This window comes from Phormidium sp. FACHB-1136 (assembly GCF_014697375.1).
In the GTDB taxonomy this organism is placed as follows: domain Bacteria; phylum Cyanobacteriota; class Cyanobacteriia; order Phormidesmidales; family Phormidesmidaceae; genus Nodosilinea.
This window is the reverse complement of sequence record NZ_JACJRS010000199.1, coordinates 1-3,397: the sequence shown is the minus strand read 5'-3', so window position 1 is coordinate 3,397 and position 3,397 is coordinate 1. Positions and strand designations below refer to the sequence as shown.

The 3,397-nt window shown below is 58.8% G+C and carries 4 protein-coding genes; all 4 read left to right on the top strand.

What is annotated here, in order from left to right:
* Positions 1-159 precede the first annotated feature (159 nt).
* Entirely contained in the window at positions 160-1,164 is a 1,005-nt protein-coding gene (locus H6G62_RS26345) for a hypothetical protein (RefSeq protein WP_190500723.1), read from the top strand.
* Between the two features lie 52 nt (positions 1,165-1,216).
* Positions 1,217-1,867, top strand: coding sequence for a hypothetical protein (locus H6G62_RS26340; RefSeq protein ID WP_190500722.1), 651 nt, complete (start codon positions 1,217-1,219; stop codon positions 1,865-1,867).
* A 27-nt stretch (positions 1,868-1,894) separates the two neighbouring features.
* On the top strand, positions 1,895-2,746 hold the full coding sequence (locus tag H6G62_RS26335) for a hypothetical protein (protein ID WP_190500721.1): 852 nt from the start codon (positions 1,895-1,897) through the stop codon (positions 2,744-2,746).
* Positions 2,706-3,397, top strand: a 692-nt coding sequence (locus tag H6G62_RS26330; RefSeq protein ID WP_190500720.1) for an N-6 DNA methylase, incomplete at its 3' end; no start/stop codon positions are given. The genes H6G62_RS26335 and H6G62_RS26330, both read left to right, overlap by 41 nt.

Here is a 3,397-nt window from a genome sequence, read left to right as displayed (position 1 = left end):
GACCACAACAACGCCCTGCTGAAGCAAATGGGCTTGTTTGTGCTGAAGGCGGCTTGCCAATAGCCTCAACATCACTACTTGCCTGCCCTCATGCAAGCCCCTAGTCAGTCATGGCTGGGGGTTGGGTTGGCTTGCAAACCCTCACTATGGCCCAAGCCCATGAAAATCTTTCCCGCCAACAACAAAAAATGGCTAATTCACTTTTGGGCTGGGAAGTACCCCAACCGACTGGCCCACCTTTGGTCTCCCGGTAGTCCCATCACCGTCTACCCTCATCTCCCGTACGCCTTGGATAATGGAGCCTTTGCCGCCTTTTGTGCCCAGACCCCGTGGCACGCCGACCGATTCAAGCATCATGTCCAGACCGCCGCACAGTGTCCCAAACCGCCTGAGTGGCTGGTCGTTCCGGATCGTCCCCTCGATGCCGCGGCTACCCTCACGCTTTGGCATCAGTGGGAGCCGTGGCTACGGAGGCTCAATATCCCTCTCGCCTTTGCGGCCCAAGACGGACATCGGCCAGAAGACGTACCCGACTCAACAGACTGGATTTTCCTCGGTGGCTCAGACCGCTGGAAGTTTGCGGCTCTGCCTGACTTTGTGGCGACGGGTAAACCGGTCCATGTCGGACGCATCAATGGCCGTAGCCTTTGGCAGTGCGAACGCTTAGGGGCCGCCAGTTGCGATGGCACAGGCTGGTTCAGAGGCGACCCACGCCAACTGGCCATCCTAGAGCATTACCTGAGATGTTCGGCAGGCGAAGCGGAACCGCCCGAAGGCGGACAACTGAGTGTGCTTCAAGCCCAGACCATCACTGAATCCTTTGTGCAGCGGCTGGAGGCTAAGACTTTCCCCGCCACCCGACTGGATGCGGCCATTCCCAAAGGCATTGAGCGGTCACACCTCATCCTCGCGGCTCACTATTGGTGGCCAACACCTGCCAAACATCAGCCTAGGAAATGGGTGGTCGAAGTAAATGGACAGCACTTCCCACCCAAGCTGCTGATCTCCAGAGCCAACATTTGGGCCAATGGCTACCCCTGGCCGACCCGACTGTTCTCTGGCGGTGAGGTCTGCCATCGGTTCCTGGAAAGTCGGGGGTTCCAAATCGTGCCTGTCTCGACACCACGCCTACAACCAACGCCTGTCTGTCCTTCGCGGCGTTGAGCCTAAACGTCCCTATCGGGAATTTTTTGGGACGTGTATTCCCGATGCCCCCATGGCCTTCCTGTCGATTCAAGACCTCTGCCGACCCCGTGGATTCAGCGCTCACCCTGGCCACCGCACGACGCCGATGAGTCCTGCCGAACAGCAGCGCCGACTCCTGACCATTCTTCAACAGGCCCAGTTGGGCTTAGACTATCAGCCCATCCTCGAACAACACCCTGACCTTCAGCCTCTCGTTGAGCAAATCCAAACCCTGACGCCCGCTGCCTTGACGACCCCGACCCGACACCTGCGCCTCCAGCGGCCCCTTCAAGCCCCGCTCATCCTAGACGGGGTCACGCACTGGATTCAGGCCACCGTCAACCTGGGCTACCGACGGGGCCTGCCCAAGCTGATGGATTGGGCGATACGCAAGCCTAGACCCAGCCGAGCCGATGCGCTCAAGCTCTGGGTCGCGGCAGAGCATTTCCACCAAACCGAAGGGCTGAACCTCAACCAGATCAAGTTGGTCATCGTCGCGCTCAGCGTTAGCCATCCACCCCAGTCCCTCGTCATGCGCTGGAACCGTCAGCGTCACCACCAAACCCAGACCTGGATCCTCCAGCAGTTGAAGGGCGAAAGCGAACCCCGATTCACACCCCCCTTAGATCCCACCCTCGCCGCCTGTCTCGACATCCGCACAATGCCTGAAGTCGCGATTTAACCCACAATCTTAACCCCAACAAAACCCATGACTCAATCCCATGGCTGGCTGCTGCCTGAACTGCTGCGGCTTGATTCGACCTATCAAGGTCGCTATGAACTGTGGCACCAGACCAAAACCCAGCCCCACCTCACCCTAGACACCCTTTCCCGACCTGAACCCATCCCCTTCCTCAAGCCGGGAGATGCCGGATTCGACAAGACCTTGGCGATGCTCAACGCCTGCTTCAAAGCCTTGGGTGGCGACCACCAAACACCCGGAATGCAGGAGGTACGCTATCTGGCCCAGTGGATGTTGTTTAGCTTGGGCCATCCCTACCAGAAACAACCGCCCAAGCTGGACTACGGCATCGCAGGAGTCAAACGAAAACGTCTAGACCGTGTCTTCGACTTGACACCACTGATTCGGTTTCCCAGCGACTACTTTGGCCACCTCCTGGCCCGCAGTCGATACGGTCAACGGCACACCAGCTTCTACCCGACCCTGCAACCCGCCGCCAAACTCATGGCAGAACTGGGCCACCAGGTGGAGCGCAGCCCAACGCCCATGCGACTCTTTGACCCCTGCCTAGGCACAGGCCGACTGGCCCTCGAAGCCTCGAACTATGCACGGGCCTTAATTGGCTGGGAACGAGACCGACCGTTGCTAGAGGTCGCCCTCGCCAACTTCATGCTCTATGCCCCAGACTTCGCTTTGCCCATTCCAGGGTTGGGCGGCCAACTGGTCTGGGGCGATGCCCTGGAGCGTCAAGGCACCGTCATCGTCGGACACCGGGCGCAACCTGAACCGTGGCCTGCCTTGGCCCCACCGCCCAAACCAACTAGAAGACCTAAACCCCATGCTTCAGACCCAAACACCACCCAACTCACTATCTTCTGAACCCACCGATTGGCTCGCCCTGTTTGCCGAATGCGATGACCAGAACAGCCACCTCACCTCGCCCCCTGCCTTGGCGCTCAGAACCCTCGCCATCCTCAACCCTCCCTTTGGAAAACAGACCCTACAGCGAGAGATCGCCCAAACCTATGAACTAGGGCACCACTGGCGCAAATCAAAGGCCGATGCTGAGGCCAACCAAACGTCAGATTGGCGGCGAACCGGACAGGTCAAACCCGCCACCCAACTCGAAACATTGTTCCTAGAACTGGCCCTCCGCAGCCTCGCCCCCGGTGAAGTAATGGTGGCCCTGGTGCCCAACGACATGCTGGCCGATAGAGAAAGCGGTGCGGCTCGGCATTGGTTGATGAACGAAGCCCAGATTTGGGCCAGTATTCAACTCCCCAAGGAAGTTTGGCAAGCCGAATGCAAGACGGGCATTATCACCAGCATCGTCGTCTTCCAGAAGCCTCAGGAGCCGATGGACGATTACGACATTTTCATGGCGATGGTCGAAACGTGCGGATTCAATAGTCGCGGCAAGCCGATTCCTGACAGCGACTTGGACGCGATTGCTGAAGAATTCAGAGGCTTCTGCCAATCGTCCCTTCCAAAAAATAGGACGGGCTACGCTGCCCTAACCCATGCTGGCTA